The sequence below is a fragment of the Pandoraea sp. B-6 genome (assembly GCF_000282835.1).
Taxonomy (GTDB): domain Bacteria; phylum Pseudomonadota; class Gammaproteobacteria; order Burkholderiales; family Burkholderiaceae; genus Pandoraea; species Pandoraea cepalis.
Genome location: NZ_KB290555.1, coordinates 783 through 1,055 on the forward strand (window position 1 = coordinate 783; position 273 = coordinate 1,055).

Genomic DNA, 273 nt, shown 5'->3' on the forward strand with positions numbered 1-273 from the left:
GATGTCGAGGGCCAGTCCGAGCAGCGGCTCGGCCACTTCGCGATCGATGGCGTTCACCGCGTTGCCGAACCCATGCGCGATATCGGCGAGTTGTGCGGCACGCGTGTCGACTTCCTGTTGTCCGGCAGCCTGCCCGGCGGCGTAGCCCTCGGCGTGACCGGTGGCGTAGCCTTGCGCATGGCCCTCGGCGCGCGCCGCCTCACGCCACGCAGCGATCTGTTCCGCGAGCGCGGGATCGTCGAGCGGGTTGGGCGGCAACGGTTGCGGCGGGGG

General features: G+C 71.4%; 1 pseudogene. It reads right to left on the reverse strand.

From position 1 onward, the window contains the following. Nucleotides 1-273, reverse strand: a pseudogene (locus A985_RS28730) (flagellar assembly protein FliH); the annotation flags it as partial.